Annotated in this window: 23 protein-coding genes and 1 tRNA gene; 14 read left to right on the top strand and 10 right to left on the bottom strand. The window is 64.0% G+C overall.

What is annotated here, in order from left to right:
* Positions 1 to 108 precede the first annotated feature (108 nt).
* Together IVB45_RS17390 and IVB45_RS17385 are read right to left on the bottom strand one after the other, a co-directional pair.
* Complete coding sequence (locus IVB45_RS17390; protein WP_247361145.1) at positions 109 to 378, bottom strand: hypothetical protein; 270 nt, start codon at positions 376 to 378, stop codon at positions 109 to 111.
* A gap of 5 nt (positions 379 to 383) precedes the next feature.
* On the bottom strand, positions 384 to 584 hold the full coding sequence (locus IVB45_RS17385) for a hypothetical protein (protein WP_027569923.1): 201 nt from the start codon (positions 582 to 584) through the stop codon (positions 384 to 386).
* A 302-nt stretch (positions 585 to 886) separates the two neighbouring features.
* On the opposite strand from IVB45_RS17385, the gene IVB45_RS17380 reads away from it, so the two are divergent.
* From IVB45_RS17380 to IVB45_RS17370, 3 genes are all read left to right on the top strand, one after another.
* Positions 887 to 1,285, top strand: coding sequence for a VOC family protein (locus tag IVB45_RS17380; protein ID WP_027569922.1), 399 nt, complete (start codon positions 887 to 889; stop codon positions 1,283 to 1,285).
* A gap of 228 nt (positions 1,286 to 1,513) precedes the next feature.
* A complete protein-coding gene (locus IVB45_RS17375) occupies positions 1,514 to 1,966 on the top strand; it encodes a VOC family protein (RefSeq protein WP_027517781.1) in 453 nt (150 codons plus the stop codon).
* A gap of 308 nt (positions 1,967 to 2,274) precedes the next feature.
* On the top strand, positions 2,275 to 2,913 hold the full coding sequence (locus IVB45_RS17370) for a glutathione S-transferase (protein WP_247361148.1): 639 nt from the start codon (positions 2,275 to 2,277) through the stop codon (positions 2,911 to 2,913).
* A 109-nt stretch (positions 2,914 to 3,022) separates the two neighbouring features.
* Here the strand turns inward: IVB45_RS17370 and IVB45_RS17365 are convergent, their stop codons facing one another.
* From IVB45_RS17365 to IVB45_RS17355, 3 genes are read right to left on the bottom strand one after another with little or no spacing between them, the layout of a single operon-like run.
* Complete coding sequence (locus IVB45_RS17365; RefSeq protein WP_155809976.1) at positions 3,023 to 3,190, bottom strand: hypothetical protein; 168 nt, start codon at positions 3,188 to 3,190, stop codon at positions 3,023 to 3,025.
* A 5-nt stretch (positions 3,191 to 3,195) separates the two neighbouring features.
* Complete coding sequence (locus IVB45_RS17360) at positions 3,196 to 3,441, bottom strand: porin (RefSeq protein ID WP_247361151.1); 246 nt, start codon at positions 3,439 to 3,441, stop codon at positions 3,196 to 3,198.
* 57 nt (positions 3,442 to 3,498) lie between these two features.
* The gene (locus tag IVB45_RS17355; RefSeq protein ID WP_027569919.1) at positions 3,499 to 3,753 is read right to left on the bottom strand and encodes a PilZ domain-containing protein; all 255 of its coding nucleotides are present in this window, start codon (positions 3,751 to 3,753) and stop codon (positions 3,499 to 3,501) included.
* Between the two features lie 224 nt (positions 3,754 to 3,977).
* Here IVB45_RS17355 and IVB45_RS17350 point away from each other — a divergent pair.
* The 7 genes from IVB45_RS17350 (at position 3,978) to IVB45_RS17320 (ending at position 9,550) form a co-directional block, all read left to right on the top strand.
* Positions 3,978 to 4,052, top strand: a tRNA-Glu gene (locus IVB45_RS17350).
* 103 nt (positions 4,053 to 4,155) lie between these two features.
* Positions 4,156 to 4,803, top strand: coding sequence for a hypothetical protein (locus IVB45_RS17345; RefSeq protein ID WP_247361153.1), 648 nt, complete (start codon positions 4,156 to 4,158; stop codon positions 4,801 to 4,803).
* A 165-nt stretch (positions 4,804 to 4,968) separates the two neighbouring features.
* Positions 4,969 to 5,595: a pilus assembly protein PilZ gene (locus tag IVB45_RS17340; protein ID WP_027569917.1), complete on the top strand. Its 627-nt coding sequence runs from the start codon at positions 4,969 to 4,971 to the stop codon at positions 5,593 to 5,595.
* Between the two features lie 104 nt (positions 5,596 to 5,699).
* A complete protein-coding gene (locus IVB45_RS17335; RefSeq protein ID WP_247361155.1) occupies positions 5,700 to 5,957 on the top strand; it encodes a hypothetical protein in 258 nt (85 codons plus the stop codon).
* Between the two features lie 578 nt (positions 5,958 to 6,535).
* Entirely contained in the window at positions 6,536 to 7,576 is a 1,041-nt protein-coding gene (locus tag IVB45_RS17330; RefSeq protein WP_027569915.1) for a PrsW family glutamic-type intramembrane protease, read from the top strand.
* Positions 7,577 to 7,650: 74 nt separating this feature from the next.
* Complete coding sequence (locus IVB45_RS17325) at positions 7,651 to 8,229, top strand: HdeD family acid-resistance protein (RefSeq protein WP_247361156.1); 579 nt, start codon at positions 7,651 to 7,653, stop codon at positions 8,227 to 8,229.
* Between the two features lie 235 nt (positions 8,230 to 8,464).
* Positions 8,465 to 9,550 (top strand): 3-deoxy-7-phosphoheptulonate synthase, encoded by a 1,086-nt coding sequence (locus IVB45_RS17320; RefSeq protein ID WP_256469511.1) that lies wholly within the window; start codon positions 8,465 to 8,467, stop codon positions 9,548 to 9,550.
* A gap of 55 nt (positions 9,551 to 9,605) precedes the next feature.
* Here IVB45_RS17320 and IVB45_RS17315 read toward each other — a convergent pair whose 3' ends face one another.
* Genes IVB45_RS17315 through epmA form a run of 3 tightly spaced genes read right to left on the bottom strand, consistent with a single transcriptional unit; the run spans position 9,606 to position 12,042 of the window.
* Complete coding sequence (locus IVB45_RS17315; RefSeq protein WP_027569912.1) at positions 9,606 to 9,857, bottom strand: hypothetical protein; 252 nt, start codon at positions 9,855 to 9,857, stop codon at positions 9,606 to 9,608.
* Positions 9,854 to 10,981, bottom strand: a complete 1,128-nt coding sequence (locus IVB45_RS17310; RefSeq protein ID WP_247361158.1) for a lysine-2,3-aminomutase-like protein — start codon at positions 10,979 to 10,981, stop codon at positions 9,854 to 9,856. The genes IVB45_RS17315 and IVB45_RS17310 overlap by 4 nt, the downstream gene beginning before the upstream one ends.
* Entirely contained in the window at positions 10,978 to 12,042 is a 1,065-nt protein-coding gene (epmA, locus tag IVB45_RS17305; protein WP_247361160.1) for an EF-P lysine aminoacylase EpmA, read from the bottom strand. Before epmA ends, IVB45_RS17310 begins: the two co-directional genes overlap by 4 nt.
* Positions 12,043 to 12,204: 162 nt before the next feature.
* On the opposite strand from epmA, the gene efp reads away from it, so the two are divergent.
* The 3 genes from efp (at position 12,205) to IVB45_RS17290 (ending at position 15,487) form a co-directional block, all read left to right on the top strand.
* A complete protein-coding gene (gene efp / locus IVB45_RS17300; RefSeq protein ID WP_027569909.1) occupies positions 12,205 to 12,771 on the top strand; it encodes an elongation factor P in 567 nt (188 codons plus the stop codon).
* Positions 12,772 to 12,794: 23 nt separating this feature from the next.
* On the top strand, positions 12,795 to 14,417 hold the full coding sequence (locus IVB45_RS17295) for a M23 family peptidase (protein WP_247361162.1): 1,623 nt from the start codon (positions 12,795 to 12,797) through the stop codon (positions 14,415 to 14,417).
* Between the two features lie 83 nt (positions 14,418 to 14,500).
* Positions 14,501 to 15,487, top strand: a complete 987-nt coding sequence (locus tag IVB45_RS17290) for a DUF808 domain-containing protein (RefSeq protein WP_027569907.1) — start codon at positions 14,501 to 14,503, stop codon at positions 15,485 to 15,487.
* 30 nt (positions 15,488 to 15,517) lie between these two features.
* Here IVB45_RS17290 and IVB45_RS17285 read toward each other — a convergent pair whose 3' ends face one another.
* Both IVB45_RS17285 and IVB45_RS17280 read right to left on the bottom strand, forming a co-directional pair.
* Entirely contained in the window at positions 15,518 to 16,021 is a 504-nt protein-coding gene (locus IVB45_RS17285; RefSeq protein WP_247361394.1) for a cupin domain-containing protein, read from the bottom strand.
* A gap of 21 nt (positions 16,022 to 16,042) precedes the next feature.
* Positions 16,043 to 16,522, bottom strand: a complete 480-nt coding sequence (locus IVB45_RS17280; RefSeq protein WP_027569905.1) for a carboxymuconolactone decarboxylase family protein — start codon at positions 16,520 to 16,522, stop codon at positions 16,043 to 16,045.
* A 54-nt stretch (positions 16,523 to 16,576) separates the two neighbouring features.
* On the opposite strand from IVB45_RS17280, the gene IVB45_RS17275 reads away from it, so the two are divergent.
* Positions 16,577 to 17,098, top strand: coding sequence for a MarR family winged helix-turn-helix transcriptional regulator (locus IVB45_RS17275; protein ID WP_247361164.1), 522 nt, complete (start codon positions 16,577 to 16,579; stop codon positions 17,096 to 17,098).
* The last annotated feature ends 10 nt before the right edge of the window (positions 17,099 to 17,108 follow it).

Genomic DNA, 17,108 nt, shown 5'->3' with positions numbered 1-17,108 from the left:
CCGTCGGTGCTCGCGAACAGCACCGCGATCACGCAGTTAACTGCGTGTCACCGTAATGCGTAATTCCCGACGCATAGGCCAAGATCTGCCCCCACGGTCATTGCCAGATCACTTCGGCAGACCGCGAATTGCCAGCTTGACGACTGTAAGGACAACGAAGGCGGGCGCGCCGTAAACGATTGCATTCACGGCCCAAGTGATGGCGACGCCCAGGAAAACGGAACTGCCAACCGCTCCCCAGAAAAGGTAGGCTGCGGATATGCCCGGCATCTCCCATACCATCACAGCGATGGAGTAGTCGGTGAGCTGCTCCATGACGAGCAGCACCGTCGAGACGAGCGCCCCGATTGCCAGTGCGACGATGAGAACGGATTTCATTGTGTTCAAAGGCCCAACAGCCCCATCAAGATCGGAATCATAAAATAAGCTGCCAAGCCGAGGAGGCCTCCTACGGCAAGCTTCACCCAACGCCGTTGGATTTTCGGCTCGAGCCATGTCGCCAGTTTGACCCAGAGCGCATACGCCCATCCAGCAACAATCGAGCGGATCAGTGCAAACAGAAGCTCACCTAGGATATTGGCCATGGCCGTTAGTCGCGTCATTGCCGCGAGGAGTTCATCTGCGAGCGGCTACACAAGCCTGTCCACCCGTGAGTGAGGTGGCCAATTCTGCGGTTTGCGTCACCGTTCTGACGGCCCGGTTCGCGCTCTGGGGCGCTTCGCGTGAAGGGGCTCGTGGTCTAGCGCTTGAGCACTGCCATCGCAATTCATGCCCTTAGTTCGCACGCTCGGCGCGGCGTCGTGACTGCTGACATCAGGGTGGCAGCAGCGGTGTGCGACGAGCCCCGCGATGCCGCTCAAATCTGCGGTCAACCAAAGGACATGCCATGAAGTTCGCCTCCACTCGCCTGATCGCCACCGACATCAAAAGCATGGTTTCGTTCTACGAAATGATCACCGGAGTTTCCGCCGAATGGCTCGCGCCGGTGTTCGCCAAGATCGTGACGCCGGGCGCCAACCTGGCAATCGGCGCAGCCGAGACGGTCGCGCTCTGGAAAGAAAACAGTGCCGAGCCCGGCGCCAATCGGACCGCCGTGATCGAGTTTCAGGTTGAGGACATCGATGCGGATTATGAGCGCCTGAAAGACAAGGTCACGCTGGTGCACGAGCTGAAAACGATGCCATGGGGCAACAGGACGTTCCAGTTTCGTGACCCCGAAGGCACCGCAGTATCGCTCTTCACGCCGCCGGCCGAGCAGGCCGGAAAGCGCCTCGCGACGCAATAGGCCGCGGCAGCAGACCGCCCCGCACACACTGCCAATGGCGCGTGTGCGCCACTGGATTTACGGTGAAAGTGCATTGAAATTTCGCCGGCTGATTTACTTCATCAGCCGGCTTCGCCCTCATGCACATGTGCACCCGCCCCCTGCCCCTCCTCGGATTTTCCTGCTATCTCCTACTCCCTTCGGCTCGGCCGAACCAAAAACCCTCCATCCACCCAGGGAGCAACAACCATGCGATACCTCCACACCATGCTGCGCGTGCGCAATCTCGATGTCGCGCTGAAGTTTTACCAGGATGCGCTGGGGCTGAAGGAGGTGCGGCGGATCGAGAACGACAAGGGGCGTTTCACGCTGGTGTTCCTGTGCTCGTCGGACGATCTCGAGGCGCTGAAGAAGCAGCCGCAGACGCGCGGCGCGCCGCTGGTCGAGCTCACCTGGAATTGGGACGAGGAAAAATACGGCGAGGACCGCTTCTTCGGCCATCTCGCCTATGAGGTCGACGATATCTACGCAACCTGCGAGAAGCTGATGAAGGCCGGCGTCACGATCAACCGGCCGCCGCGCGACGGCAACATGGCCTTCGTCCGCTCGCCGGATCTGCACTCGATCGAGATCTTGCAGAAGGGCGACCCGAAGCCGCCGCAGGAGCCGTGGTCGTCGATGCCCAACATCGGCCATTGGTAGAGCCTTTCCGCGGGAACCAGCCCCTGCCCTAAGCGTTCTCTCTTCGACAATGCAATTGGAGGAGGACACGATGGGACGCGGAATTTTGTTGTGGATGCTGGGTGTGCCGATCCCGGTGATCATCTTGCTGTGGCTGTTCTTCGGCCGCTGATCGCCTGACCAGCTTGACCTTGCAATGAAAGCTCCGCCTCGGGCGGAGCTTTTTGCATGCGGACCTTTTGCATGAGAGGATCGGCGCAATCGCGCGTCGCTCGCCGCAGTGAATTCCGCTATTACCCGCGCCGAAAGAAACGCCTGGGGAGGATGACGTGCCGGACCAAAAGCTGACGATCTGGGGCCGCGCCAATTCGGTCAACGTGCAGAAGGTGCTGTGGTGCCTCGCCGAGCTCAGCCTGGCTTACGAGCGCATCGACGCCGGCATGGCGTTTGGCAAGACCCGCGAGGCCGACTATCTCGCGATGAACCCCAATGCGCGGATCCCGACGCTGGTCGAGGGCGACTTCACGCTGTGGGAGTCCAATTCGATCATGCGCTATCTCTGCCTCGCGCACGGGCGCGGCACGCCGATCTATCCCGAGGCGCCGAAGCTGCGCGCCAGCGTCGACCGCTGGCTCGACTGGACGCTGTCGATGGTGCAGCCGGTCGACCGCCCGGTGTTCTGGGGCCTCGTGCGCACGCCGCCCGCCGAGCGCGACATGATCCAGTTGCAGAAGGATGCGGATGCCGCCGCCGAGGTCTGGGCCATCGCCGACCGTCTGCTCTCCACGCGTCCGTTCATGGACGGCGATGCGTTCACCCTCGCCGATATCGCGATCGGCGCCTATGCGCGGCGCTGGCTCGGCGTCGAGGGCATCACCCGGCCCGCGCAGCCGCATCTGACGCGCTGGCTCGCCGATCTCGGCAAACGGCCCGGTTTTGCGCAATTTGTGGCACCGCCGATGTCGTGAGCGGTGATGCGGCTTAACCCTCGTTGAGAGCACGATGAATCGGCACTTCGCCGCGTGCCGCCAAGAGGTGGCGGCTACTGTGCATGGGGTTGTTTTCGCGTTTTTTTGTTTAGGGCCAACCGCGCTCGAAAAGCAGCACGCAGAAAATCAGCACGAGCGTCACGGCCGCGGTGGCGAGCCGCGCGGTCCAGCTCAGGCCGCGGCCGATCCACCACAGCAGCGCGCAATACATCACGAACGGGACGATGATTTCGGGCCGCATGATATCCGGTGGCATCGAGGTCAGCGCCTGATCGTGGTCTCGACGCTGATCGAGCCGCCGATCTTGACGCAGGTGCCGGTGCTCTCGACCAGATGGAAGCCGCGGCCATAGGCGGGGCAGGAGCCCGCTTTCGCGCTCCCGCCGGCACCCTTGAGCGGCAAGGCCTTGCCGGTCTGCGGGCCCTCCGGAGGCGGCAGACGCAAGGCTTCCGCCGCGGCCGCGGACATGGTCAGCAACGAGATCAGGATGAGGAGCGGCGCACGCATGCGGGCCGTTCTAACCCGAACCGGCGCCGCGCGCCATCGAGGTCACTTTGCCCGGGGTCAGATGAACTTGATGCCGGCCGATTTGCCGCGGCGCCAAACCACCTGGCAGCTCCGCCCGGTCCGCGCATCGCGCGCGAACGCCATCCGGATCACGCCCGGGAGCTGGCCCGCATCCTCGTCCAGCGTGATCTTGGCGCCCGTGGCGGAGATGTCCTGGACCAGGCATTGCCGCGCCGCGAATCCGCCCTCGAGCGTGATCCAGGCATGCTGCGACAGCGACTTGCGGGCTGCGCGCTTCTTGGGCGGTGGCATCGGCTCAAATTCTCCCCCTCCAGCGCTAGCTCAGGGAACCTAAGAAACCGTTGAATTCGCCCCGAATGATCCGGCGGAGGATGCTATCCACCGGTGCCAAAAGACCGTTCCCTGACGGCTTGCCCAGGGCGCCAAAGGCCATTATAGGTTCGCCCGCTGCAGCCGCCGGGCATGACTCGGGCGGCCAGCGGCCGTGCCGCGAAAAGCGGCGGGGCCCTGGGTTTGCTCCCTTCGTCTATCGGTTAGGACGCCACCCTTTCACGGTGGAGAGAGCGGTTCGATTCCGCTAGGGAGCGCCATTATCCGGGCGTTTTGGATGACGCGGCGATATCTGCGGCCCCCGCATGAACCTCCCTGCCCCTCGGCTCCGACCAATGTCCAGATGGAACCGGATGCAGGCCCATGGCGCAGCATAAATCTCCCTCGGACGACCAGGCCGGAATTGCCTCGCCGGCGCCGCCGCCATGGATCCACCGCTCGGCAGCCTACGCGCCGGAGCGCCGCGCTAGAATGCTCGAGCACATGGCGCGCGCCAGGTCGCTGCCTCGGGCCACGGCTGCACCGGAGCCATCGCAGGCGGCCGGCACGACCATCGTCAGTGACGCTTTCGGCTACGCCGTCCTGTTCGGCATGGTCGCGCTCCTGTTTCAGTCGCGCGTCCCGCTCTACCTCGGCGCCTTCCTCTTCTTCACCGATGGCGAGCGCATCGAACTCGCTCTTGGAAAGATCGGCATCCGTCTCGAGCCCGGCACGATCGGGCCCGACATCATCAAGGGCTTCGTATCGCTGTTCGGATGGTTCGCGCTGCTGGCATCGCTGAAGGCGTCCGTTCCCGCGTGGCTCGCGGCATGGATGCTGCCGGATGCATCATGGTCCTTCCTCGCCGGCATCGCTCTCTTGTTCGTCATCGTCGAAGCATTCGCAACGCGCGCGATGCGGCATGCATTGCCGTGGTTCGGATTTGAGCGCGGACCCGGCAGCCAGACCTGCGCGACGATCAAGCTCGTCATGGCCATTGGCGTGCTGGCGCTGCTGGTGCTGCTCGGATGACGCAATCGTGAGATCGCGGGCCTGCTAATCGCGGCGCTATGCCGCCCATCCCGACCCGCGCGTTTACCAAAAATTTACCCCTGCTCGTGAGCGCCGGTATCATTTGCTTAGAATTTGATTGCTACCGTGGAATTACGGAAAACCTCCGAAACACGATTGGCGCCCATGTCCGTCGCAGAGTTCCTCAGACAGCGTGCCGTGCAAGTCACCGTGAGCGGCAGCTACTCGCTGCCGCGCTGGTACGATTGCGAGGGCAAGCTGCGCACCTTCGCGTGCCGCACCAGCCGCGTCTCACCGTTCCGCATGATGGTCGACGTTCCCGTGGTCGGAAAGGTCGGCGAGCGCGTGACCTCATACTTCCAAGATTTTGGCGAATTCCAGTGCACCATCAGCGCGACGCTGAAGTCGGGCTTCCTGATGGAGCTCGACATGACGCGGGCCCGGCGCGCCTGGATGTCGGAAAAGCTGACCTGGCTCGAGAAGAAGCAGAAGGACGCCAGCGTCCAGGAGCTGCGGAATGACGCGCGCTTCGTTCCGCAGGTCGCGCACACCTTCCTGACGCTCGCCGACGGCAGCACCCATGCCTGCTTCATCATCGACGTCTCCACGGCCGGTGTTGCGATATCCTGCGAGTACGATCCGCCAGTGGGAACTCCGCTTGCGGTCGGCGCTTGCGTCGGGCGCGTGATCCGCAAATTCGAAAACGGGTTCGCGGTCAAATTCGCGGAAAAGCAGTCGCGGGATGACGTCGTCCGGCTGATCGTCCGCACGCCCATGCTGCAATCGGCCTGATCCTCGCGCCGCGCCGCCCTATCGCAGCCCCATTCCGGGGTCAGCTTTTGAAGGTCCGCGGCTCTTGCCGGGCATCATCTGCAGACTTGCGATCGGGGGACCGAATGGCAGTCGAGAAAATCACAGTCGAAAAGATCACCTGGGACAGGGTCGGCCGGGTCACCGAGCCCGGACGCTACATGTACACCTTCGGCTGGCTCACCATCACCACCGGCGATCTCGACATCTGGAAGCAATACCCGCAGGCCGCGTTCACGCTGATGGCGCAGCATTCCGAGCCGGACGCGTCCATCGGCGAGGAATTCCATCTCGGCGCCTTCGACGTCGCGCCCGACGCACCGCCGCCGTTCACCACGCATTGAGTCAAAGCGGGCTTGGGAGCGGCGGCCCTTGCAGATAGCACAGGCCGCGGCGGGAACGCGTGGCACGGGCGTTGCTTTATCATTGCCATGACTCCCATCCCCACTCACATCCCTGCCGTCGACCAGGCCTTCCTGCTGTTGCTCATCGTGCTCTGTCTCGGCACGTGCCTCATACGCGCCTTTTGGGAGCTGGAGCAGATCCGGGCACACCGGATCTCGTCACCCTCTCGTGCGACGAAGCGTGACTAGGCCGGCTTGCCAAGCCATGCCTCGCCCGGAGGGGCTATCCCGGCTCTGGACTTGCCGCGGCGACACGTTCATGCGTGAATCGAAGAAACCTGCACATTGCCGCGATCTGACTTACCAATCGCGATCCGACGACGGGCGTGCGACCGTTGTCAGGGATGACGAGGTGGTTCTGTCATGCGATTGATTGCACTCCATATTCTACACTTCGGCGACCGTCTTGATGAACGCAGGCTGTCACGCTTGTTAAGAGACGCGACAGCAAGCGCATGACAGAAGGTCGCATTGGACGATGTGGATAAGCGGATCAAGGGAACCTATTTTCGGCGCCGATGTACCTGATTGAAGCGTTACCCACCGTCATCGGAACGGCCGCCATTGCACCGGCGCTGCTGATGCTGTGGCTTGTCATTGCCGCCGAGGAACGCCCGGGACCGCCGGCCCAGGTCTGGACCGCGTTCCTGCTCGGCGCGGCCAGCATTTCGCTGCTGGGCCTGGCCCGCGCCCCTTTCGCCAAAATGGTCGCGGCCCCGGACAACCCGTGGGCGGCGCTGGCCATGCATTCGATCTTCGGCGTCGCGCTGCCGGAGGAAGCGGTCAAGGTGATCGCCATCGTGCTGGTCGCCTCGACCAAGCGGCGGACCTTCGCCAATCCGATGGACACCGTGGTCTATGGCGCCGCGGTCGGCCTGGGCTTCGCCGCCTACGAGAACCTCGCCTATCTCGTCCAGCACGCCGAAATGTGGCGCTCGCTGGCCGCCTTGCGCAGCGTGCTGACGGTGCCGTTCCACGGCGCGCTCGGCATCATCGCCGGCGCCTATCTGACCATCGCGCGCGCCGGCACGGCGCTGGGTGCGAACCGCCATCATCGCGACTGGGCCCGTCTCTCCAGCCGCCTGCTGATCTTCGCAGGCCCGCTCGCCCTGCATTCGGCCTTCGACTTCCCGCTGCTCACACTCCAGCGCATGCCGGATCTGGATCCGACGCTGCGGATGTGGTTGGGCGGCGCGAGCCTGCTGATCGGCTTCAGCTCGATCGCCTTCGCCATCCGACTGGTACGGCGCGTCGCGCGCCATCATGCACCCCGAACCGACGTCGCGCGGGAGCGCCTCAGCCAGCTCCGCCGGATGTGGGCGCTGCTGCTGGCCGGTGGCGGCGTCGGCTTTCTCGGGCTCGCCTTCGTGCTGACCTCGATCCATCACTGGCTCATCAACCCCGAGCGCAATCTGACGCTGGCCCTGATCCCGATCGGCCTGGTCTCGATCCTGCTCGGCCTCGCACTTCTGATCGTCACGACCGCGATCTATGTTCTCGGCCGCAACCGCATCCGCACCAGCGGCGAAGGTTTTTCGTCGGCGCACGGCGGCGGCTGAGCCGCGGGGTGGCGAGCGCGGTGCGCACGTACTAGACTAGATCGAGCACACACGTCTCGATCCGGAGCCTGCCCATGACATCGCCTGAGGATCTTTCCCGGCTGCAATCCGCCATGAGCCGGACGGTCAAGGCGCATTGGAAGGCCTTCCTGTTCGAAGGGATCCTGCTTTCCGTGCTCGGCGTAGCCGCGCTGATCCTGCCGCCGCTCGCAAGCCTTGCGATTGCGATCTTCCTCGGCTGGATGTTCCTGATCAGCGGCATCGGCGGATTGATCGCCACCTATTGGGCACGCAGCACGCCGGGCTTCTGGTGGTCGCTGATCTCGGCCGCGCTCGCCGTGCTCGCAGGCATGCTGCTGCTGGCGCGGCCGATGCAGGCCGTGCTGACGCTGACCATCGTGCTCGGCGCCTATTTCCTCGCCGAGGGCGTCGCCACCATCATGTACGCACTGGAGCATCGTCGCGAGCCGGGCGGCCGCTGGTCGTGGCTCCTGATCTCGGGCCTCGTCGACATCGCGATCTCGTTCATGGTGATCACGGGATTGCCGAGCTCGGCGGAATGGGCGATCGGCATCCTCGTCGGGATCAACCTGCTGTTCGGCGGCGCCACGCTGATCGGCATGGCGCTGGCGGCACGCAAAAGCAACAGTTGAGGCGCCCCGTGACCGTCACGTCCATTCGGGGGGTGACAAGCCGCCGACCGCGCGCTATATGACCGGCCATGATCACCGCCACGACCAGCTTTTATTGGTATTTTAGCTACGACAGCTCGCTGGCGGTGGGAGGATCACGCTCAATCTGACAAATTGCAGCATCTAGTCCGAACAGCCGCCAGACCTGGCGGCTTTTTTATTGGCCGGCAGGTTCTCAAAATGACAGGAGCCCGCCGTGCTGAGCACGACCGACGATCTTCGTATCCGCGAACTGAAAGAGCTGAGCACGCCCGAAGAGGTGATGCGGGAAGTCCCGCGCACGCTCACGGCGACGCGCGTGGTGATGGCGGCACGCAACGCCATCCATTCAATCCTCAATGGCCAGGACGACCGGCTTCTGGTCGTGGTCGGCCCCTGCTCGGTGCATGATCCCAGGGCCGCGCTCGACTACGCCGAGCGCCTCGCGAGCTTGCGCGAAGAGCTTGCCGACCAGCTCGAGATCGTGATGCGGGTCTATTTCGAGAAGCCGCGGACCACGGTCGGCTGGAAAGGCCTGATCAACGATCCTGATCTGGACGGCAGCTTCGACATCAACAAGGGCCTGCGGCTGGCGCGCAACGTGCTCTCGGCGGTGAATAATCTCGGCCTGCCCGCCGGCGCCGAATTCCTCGACATGACCACGCCGCAATACATTGCGGACCTCGTGTCCTGGGCCGCGATCGGCGCGCGCACGACCGAAAGCCAGATACATCGCGAGCTGGCCTCGGGGCTGTCCTGCCCGGTCGGGTTCAAGAACGGCACCGACGGCAATGTGCGCATCGCGGCGGACGCGGTGAAGTCGGCCTCGAATCCGCATCATTTCATGGCGGTGACCAAGCTCGGCCGCTCGGCGATCGCCTCAACCGCGGGCAACGAGGATTGTCACATCATCCTGCGCGGCGGCAGCACGCCGAATTACGATGCGGCGAGCGTCGCAGCGGCCTGCAACGATCTGGCGAAAGCGAGCGTCGCACCGCTCGTGATGGTCGATGCGAGCCACGCCAATTCGAGCAAGAAGCCGGAAAACCAGCCGCGTGTGACAGCCGACATCGCCGGCCAGATTTCCGGCGGCGAGAACCGCATCATGGGGGTGATGGTCGAAAGCAATCTCGTCGCCGGGCGCCAGGACGTGGTGCCAGGCAAGCCGCTCACCTATGGCCAGAGCATCACGGACGGATGCATCGACTGGGCGACCACAGCAACCGTGCTCAAGCAGCTCGCTGACGCGGTCGAGATCCGGCGCAACACCAAGCGCGCAGGGCTGCACGAGCGCTCCGCCTGACCGAACGATCGCGGGCGGGGTGAGGCTGTCGCACCCTGCCCGCTTTCCACGGCGCCTAGCAGCCGCGGCAGATGCTCTTGATCTTCTTGTCGAGCGCCTGATTTTCCTTGCTGAGGGGATCGTTCGGGTCGCTCAGGTTTTTCTCGTTTGGCACGTCGCCGACGCGCGGCTGCCGATGGCCCACGGGCGCAGGCGGCAAAGAACCCGCCGATTGTCCCGAGGTCGTCGATCCCTTGCTTCCCGTCTGCGCGAAGCCGGCGCTGCCGAACACCGTCAGAAGCGACAGTGCCAAAATGATGCTTCTCATTTTACCTCTCCATTTCTCAAGCCGGCATCTTCAGGTCTCGGCGGATAGACATGAATGTCGCCGCAATAATCCACAATACGATAGCGCGTTTCCGATGCCGCATCACCCGCATCAGGTGCGGTATTTTGCATCGGCACCAAGTAATTCGGCCCCACCGGCGACTTGCCGGCGCCGCCGGGAATGTCGATGACATAGTCGGGCTGACACAGTCCGGACACCCGTCCGCGCAGCTGCCGCATCAAATCCTGCCCCTCGGCGAGCGTCGTTCGCAGATGCGCCGTGCCGGGCGCGAGATCGCCGTGATGCAGATAATAGGGCTTGATCCGGCATTCGACGAAAGCTCGCATCAAATCCGACAGAGCGGTCAAATTGTCATTGACGCCGCGCAAAAGCACGGACTGGCTTACCATGGGGATTCCGGCATCGACCAGCCGCGCGCAGGCGGCACGCGCCGGCCCTGTCAGTTCGCGCGCATGGTTGGCATGCAGCGCTACCCAGGTGGTGGCGCCTTCGGCCTTGAGCGCCGCGACCATCTCGTCACTGATGCGCGCGGGATCGGCCACCGGCACGCGGGTATGAAGGCGGATGATCTTAACGTGATCGATGTCGGCAAGATCCGCCATGATCTCGCTCATCCGCCGCGGCGACAACATCAGGGGATCGCCCCCGGTCAGGATCACCTCCCAGATCTCGCCGTGCGAGCGGATGTAGTCGATCGCCGCGCGATAGGCGGCGTCCGAGAGCGCGTTCTCCTTGCCGGGTCCGACCATCTCGCGGCGGAAGCAGAAGCGGCAGTAGACCGCACAGACGTGAACGAGCTTGAACAGCACGCGGTCGGGATAGCGATGCACGATCCCGGGAACCGGCGAGTGCGGATGATCGCCGATTGGATCTGCGTTCTCGCCCGGTTGCATCTCCAGCTCCGCGGCCGTCGGAACGAATTGCCGCGCGATGGGATCGTCGGGATCGGACCTGTCGATCAGATCGACCAGCGCGGGGGTGATCGCAACTGCGTAGCGCGCGGCAACACGTTCGAGCGCCGGCAGCGCTTCGGCTGATACCAGCTGCTCGGCCACAAGTTCGGCCGGCTCGCGCAATGTGCGCGCAAGATTGCTCTTCATCATGTCTCGCTCAACGTTTCATTTGCAGGCGGCGTCCAGACCACCTGATCAATTCGCGATGCGCCGCTCGCCAGCATCACCAGCCGGTCGAAGCCGAGCGCGACGCCGCTTGCCTCCGGCATGGCCGCGACCGCGTCCAGAAAGTCCTCGTCCAGCGGATAGGCTTCGCCGTAGCGGCGTTGCTTCTCCGCCATGGATTGCGTGAAGCGCTTGCGCTGCTCCTCGGCGTCCGTCAGTTCGCCAAAGCCGTTGGCGAGCTCGACACCGCAGGCATAGACCTCGAACCGTTCGGCAACGCGAGGATCGCCCGCCTTCAAGCGCGCCAGTGCCGCCTCTGGAGATGGGTATTCGAACAGAATGGTCAAACGCCCATGCCCCAGATGCGGCTCGACATGCTCCACCAGGACCTTGCTGAAGATGTCGGACCAGGTGTCATCCTCGGCGACGCGGACCTTGCCGGCAGCGGCCCGGGCGAGCGAGGCGCGGTCGCCCTCGCCGCCGGAAATGGTCGCAAGCAGGTCGATTCCCGCAAGCTGCTCGAAGGCGCCGGCCACCGTTACGAGCTCCGGCTCGGCGAAGGGATCGGCGGTCCGGCCGCGGAAGGCGAACGTGCCGATACCGGTCGCCTGGGCCGCGCGGGCGATGAGGACGACGCAATCGGCCATGATGGCGTCATAGGGGGCGTCTGCCCGGTACCATTCGAGCATGGTGAATTCGGGCAAATGCAGGTCGCCGCGCTCGCGGTCCCGGAACACCCGGGCGAACTCGAAAAGCCGGGTCTCTCCGGCCGCCAGCAGCTTCTTGCAGGCGAATTCCGGCGAAGTCCGCAAATATCGGCTCACACGGCTGCCGTCGGGTCGCATGATCTCGGTCCGGGGGGCATGCAGATGGGTTTCGTTGCCCGGAGAGATCTGGAGAACGGAGGTTTCGACCTCGATGAAGCCCTGCTCGGCGAAAAATCCCCGTAGAGCCCCTGTGATGGCCCCCCTGGCCTGAAGGAACGGCCGGCGGTCGAGATGCCGCGAGGGGGACCAGAACGGCGACATCGGCTTGTCCCCAGCCATTAGCCGACTGCTCCGTTGGCCAGCAAAACGCTGGCATCCAACGGCAAAACCAGTATGTTGCGGCCCGAAACGGGTGCCGCGATCTGATTTGGGGCCCCAGGTCCCCCATCAATTTGACCACCTCCTGGCCCGAGCCGGGCCAAGCAAGCAGGAAATACAGCTTTGAGAGTCATCGCCAGTTCTATTCGCAAGGGCAACGTGATCGAGCAAGACGGCAAGCTATATGTCGTCGTGACCGCCGAGAACATCCATCCCGGCAAGGGCACCCCGGTCAGCCAGATCGAAATGCGCCGAATCTCGGACGGGGTAAAGATCTCCGAGCGCTACAAGACCACCGACCAGGTCGAGAAGGCCACGATCGAAGAGCGCAACTTCACCTATCTCTATGAAGACGGTGACGGTTTCCACTTCATGAACCCTGAAACCTATGACCAGGTCCAAGTGTCGAAGGACGTCATCGGCGACGCCGCGGCCTATCTTCAGGAGAGCATGACGGTCAAATTGTCGACGCACGACGTCAATGTGGTGTCGATCGCGTTGCCGCAGCGCGTAACGCTCGAAGTGGTCGAGACCGAGCCCGTGACCAAGGGCCAGACCGCCTCCTCGTCCTACAAGCCCGCGATTTTGTCCAACGGCGTGCGCACCACCGTGCCGCCGCACATCGCCGTCGGCACCCGAATCGTCGTGATGACCGAAGACGGCTCCTACTCCGAGCGCGCCAAGGACTGACGGGGCCAAAGCGAGCGCAACAGGTGCCGCCGGGGGGCGAGACAGTGGTTGGGAAAAGTTTCCGCTTCGTCTCGCAACTTCTGGCGTCGCTTTCGCTCTTCATTGCCTCTCCGTTGGCCGCGGATGAGTTCCGCAGCCCCTCGCTCACGGCGCTGCGCGTTGATTGGCGCGCGGCGCTCGACCAGCTCCGCACCGAAATCAATGCCCATCCCCGGGCGGCGGACGATTTCATCTTCGCCCCCCGTCGTTCGGTGCCGCGCTATGATTCCCGCGCAATGCCGGCGCTGGTGCAGCTCAATGCGATCTCCTCGCAATTCTTCACCGGCATCGCCCGGAGCTCCGTGCCCGTGCTGCTGCCGTTCGACGCTGCCGCGTATTTCGAAGCACGGCGCAATGGCGCGCCGGCGGCCCTCGCGCTGTCGCGCTACCAGGCCGACTTCAATTCCGTCGACATGTTCGATGCCGGGCCCGCCGGCTACAGCGCGACCTTTTCGTTCGAGCCTGGTACCGGAGACGGCATGCCGAGCCGAGTCTTCGCAAGGCCGGTTGAGGTGCAGATTACGGGTTCGGCGCTCGTCTATGACATTGCCGATCCCTCGGGCGGCAAGGGCGAGCCGGTCAAAACGCTCTCGGCGCTCTACCCGGACCTGCGCAAGTTCATCCGGGAAGGCTATGTACGCTACGCTTTCACCCGTTTCGGCGTCACCTATGTGGTGTCGATCCAATGCCTCGACAGCGTCGCAAAGCCGCGGCGGCTTGCCTGCAAGGAGGCCTATCCGGTCGCCGAACGCTTCCTGAAGGCGCTGCGCGTGGCCGGCGGCCAGCGCATGCGGCCGCTAACGGACATCGCTTCCAACATTCTCGATCGTCCTGCGGTACGTTCCCCGGACTTCACCTACCGGCCGAGCGGCGACATCATCCCGAACACCGGTTATCGCAAGCAGGGCGGCCATCCCGACGTAATGGCCTACGCACAGATCCGCTTTCCTCTTGAGAAGGCGCCCGCCTTCGTACACTCGCAATCCTATGCCAAGCGCGACAAGATGGAGAGCACGACCGCCTATCCCTGGCGGGACAATTTCTGCGAGTCCCGCAGTTTCGAGGTCTGGCAATGCGGCGGCGGTTATGGCCATCAAGGCGAGGACATCCGCGCGGCTGAGTGCCCACCGCCCGGTGAAGGCCGCCAAGCCTGTGATCCCAAGCAGCGCGCCGTCGTCGCCGTGCGCGATGCGAGGGTCATACGCGCTTCCAAGGACCAGGCTGTGACGCTGCAAATCAACAGCCGGAGCGAGCACATCCGTTTCCGCTACATGCATATGAACCCGCAGGCGCTGAACGCCGATGGCCTGCTCAATGGCCGCATCGTATCGGAGGGCGAGAAGATCGGCGTGGTCTCGAACTATCTCGATCATCCCGCCGGCACCTCGATGCACCTGCATTTCGACGTGCAGGTGTTCACCCGCGACGGCTGGATCTGGGTCAGTCCTTACGTCACGCTGGTCTCGGCGTACGAGCGCCTGATTCGCGCCCGCGGCCGCGAGGTCGGCCCGGAGATCGCCGGCACGCCACAGCCCGTGGCGCATGCGCTGCCGGAGGACGTGCTCAAGCCGGACCTGCGCGAGGGATCGGGCGGCGACGAGAACTAACGGCTTGCTCCTTCCATTGCCAAGTAGTGCAACAGCGTGTTGTCGCACACACCGCCCGCTGGAAGGCCGAAGGAACTGGGTTGATGAGTGTCGGACTGATTGGTCTTCTCGACGATATCGCAGCGATCGCAAAGGTGGCGGCAGCCTCGCTCGACGATGTCGCGGGCCAAACGGCCAAGGCGGGAGCAAAGGCGGCTGGCGTGGTAATCGATGATGCAGCCGTCACGCCGAATTACGTGATCGGCTTTGCCTCGAAACGCGAACTGCCGATCGTAGGCAAGATTGCGGTCGGGTCGCTCCGCAACAAATTGCTGATCCTGCTGCCCATCGCTTTGTTGCTTGGTTATTTCCTTCCCGCCGCAGTCACGCCGCTGCTCATGCTGGGCGGCGCCTTTCTCTGCTACGAGGGTGCCGAGAAGGTGCTCGAGGCCGTGATGCCGCATCATGCGCACGACCACGAAGCTCAGCCCCAGCCGATTGCGTTGAATGCCAGGTCGGTCGAGGACGAGAAGGTCGCGAGCGCCATCAAGACGGATTTCATCCTGTCAGCGGAGATCATGGCAATCACGTTGGCAGCCGTCCCGGCGGGCAGCATCTGGACGCAGGCGCTCGTGCTGGCCCTCGTCGCCATTTTCATCACAGTTGGTGTCTACGGCGTGGTCGCCCTGATCGTGAAGGCGGACGATGTCGGCCTGGCCCTTGCGCGGTATAGCGGCGCCTCAGTCATTGGCGGCGCAATCCGCTTGCTTGGACGTGCGCTCGTCCGCGGCATGCCGGCCTTCCTTGCGGTGCTGAGCACCATCGGCACCGCCGCCATGATCTGGGTCGGCGGCGGCATCATCCTGCACGGCATCGAACAATACGGCCCACCAGTGATCGGTCATACGGTTCATGCCGCCGCCGAGGCCGCCGCGCATTTCCTTCCCTCCATTGCCGGCATCGTCGAATGGTCGGTCGAGGCAGCCATCTCGGGCGTCGTTGGCCTCCTTGTCGGCGCGGTTGCGATACCGGCCGTCACATACGGTCTTTCACCACTATGGAAGCGTCTTAAGCGATCGCAGCCGACCTGAACGAAAGCGGCTTCGGATTGTGAGTGCCAGCTACTCCAACAGCGTCGTGAGTTGCGCGCCCTCGTCCGCCACGAACACCGCGATCAATTCCGCCGGCTCCGTGGTGCTCGCATTGGCCGAGACCAGATGGGTCGAGCCGGGCGGCTCGAAGAAGGACTGGCCGACGCCGAACGTTTCGACCGGGCCGCCGCCGAGCTGGGAGCGGATCTCGCCCTTGGTGATGTAGGCGGTGACGGATCCCGCGTGACGATGCGGCCGCGAGAACCCGCCGGGACCGTAGAACACGCGCACGATGGTGACGCGTTTGCCCGGTACGTTCGGCAGCGCGTAGGAGCCAATCGGTTCGACCTTGTCGAGCAGCGAGCTTTCGGCAGCTGTGGCGCAGAGCGGCGAGAGTGCGCCGGATATGGTATCCATCGTTACCGGCAGCGCCTTGCCAATCCCAAGCGCGCAGGCGAGCCCGCCGATAACGGCGATCGCCATCGAGCGCGACGGCAACGGGCGCGGTGTGGTGGGCAGACTCATCGTTGTCATCATGATCTCCCTTCGTTGCAATCAGGATGCCGCCGCATTCGCTGCGACCGGCCGCTTCGCCGGCGTCCAGCGAAACGCCGCACCAAAACGGTTCCAGACGTTGATCGAGGCGACCGCCGAGGTCAGGTATGTCAGCTCGGTCTCCGAGAATTCACGGCTCGCCTCGGCGTACACGTCTTCGCCGACTCCGTCGGGCAGGCAGGTCAGCGCCTCGGTCCACGCCAGCGCGGCACGTTCCCGCGCGGAAAAGATCGGCGCCTCGCGCCAGACCACGACCAAATTGAGCTTGTCCACTGGGACGCCGATCCGCTCCGAAAGCAGGATGTGATGCTGCAGGCAGAAGGCGCAGCCGTTGATCTGCGATGCGCGCAGCTTGACCAGTTCGAGAAGCTGCTTGTCGAGGCCGGCCTTGGCCGCGACCTGGCCGAGCGCCAGCACCAGCTCATACGCGTCGGGCGCGATCCTCTTGAAATCCTCGTATTCGCTGCGGGCGTGTGACATTGCCGTTCACCTCGTGGTATTGTAAGAGTGCTGACATATTATAAGAGCACTTACATGACGCGCAAGCCGCCTGATATCACGAGATCGCAACCGCGGCGGCAGGCAGCCACGGCCGCCCCGGTGCGCGTCCCCGCCCCAGGGGAAGGCAAGCGCGGCGAGCAAGGCTATCTCGGCTATCTGCTGCGCCAGGCCCACGCCGCAGTCCGTCTGACGATGGAGCGGTCGCTGGCCGATCTCGGTGTCACCTCTCCGCAATTCGCGGTGCTGACCATGCTCAATGCTTATCCGGGACTGTCAGGGGCCGACGTTGCCCGCCTCACCTTTCTGACGCCCCAGACCGTCGGCGTCATCATCCGCAATCTTGAACGTGACGATGCGATTGTGATGACGCCCCATCCCGTCCACGGCCGCATCCAGCAATGGAAGCTGACGCCGCGCGGCACGACGCTTTTGAAGGCGTGCCGGGAACGGGTGATTGCGTTGGAGAAGCGCCTGGCCGACGGGCTCGACGCCAAGGCCGAAGCAAGCATTCGCCGCTGGCTCGCAGGCATCGCAGCCGATTTGCAGGAGGACTAGGCGAAGCGCG

It is taken from the genome of Bradyrhizobium sp. 4, assembly GCF_023100905.1.
Lineage (GTDB): Bacteria > Pseudomonadota > Alphaproteobacteria > Rhizobiales > Xanthobacteraceae > Bradyrhizobium.
Note: the sequence above shows the minus strand (reverse complement) of the source record. Positions and strands in the feature narration are given on the sequence as shown.